Genomic DNA, 553 nt, shown 5'->3' on the forward strand with positions numbered 1-553 from the left:
TTTATGACTGACCCGCACCAGATGCGGGCGATGGCGGGCCGTTTTGAGGTCCACGCTCAGACTGTTGAGGATGAGGCCCGCAAGATGTGGGCGTCGTCGATGAACATTGCCGGTGCGGGCTGGAGCGGCCAGGCGCAGGCGACTTCCTACGACACCATGGGTCAGATGAATCAGGCCTTCCGCAACATCGTGAACATGCTGCACGGGGTGCGTGACGGGCTGATCCGCGACGCTAACAACTACGAGCAGCAAGAGCAGGCTTCCCAGCAGATCCTCGGCAGCTAGCCGACTTCACACTTTCGATTCAGGAGGAGATACACATGACCATCAATTACCAGTTCGGCGATGTGGATGCCCACGGCGCCACGATTCGCGCTCAGGCCGCCTCACTGGAGTCCGAGCACCAGGCCATCGTTCGCGATGTGCTGGCTGCCGGTGACTTCTGGGGTGGCGCCGGTTCGGTGGCGTGCCAGGAGTTCATCACCCAGTTGGGTCGTAACTTCCAGGTGATCTACGAGCAGGCCAACTCCCACGGCCAGAAGGTGCAAAGCGC

At 61.1% G+C, this 553-nt stretch carries 2 protein-coding genes; both read left to right on the forward strand.

Translation table 11 applies throughout. The features are described 5' to 3' along the window. Nucleotides 1-285, forward strand: a 285-nt coding sequence (locus A5764_RS04370; protein WP_067109167.1) for a WXG100 family type VII secretion target, incomplete at its 5' end; no start/stop codon positions are given. Nucleotides 286-320: 35 nt separating this feature from the next. Then, the coding region (locus tag A5764_RS04375; protein WP_067109170.1) for a WXG100 family type VII secretion target at nucleotides 321-553 on the forward strand (233 nt) is incomplete at its 3' end.

The organism is Mycobacterium sp. 852002-51057_SCH5723018 (assembly GCF_001667035.1).
In the GTDB taxonomy this organism is placed as follows: Bacteria; Actinomycetota; Actinomycetes; order Mycobacteriales; family Mycobacteriaceae; genus Mycobacterium.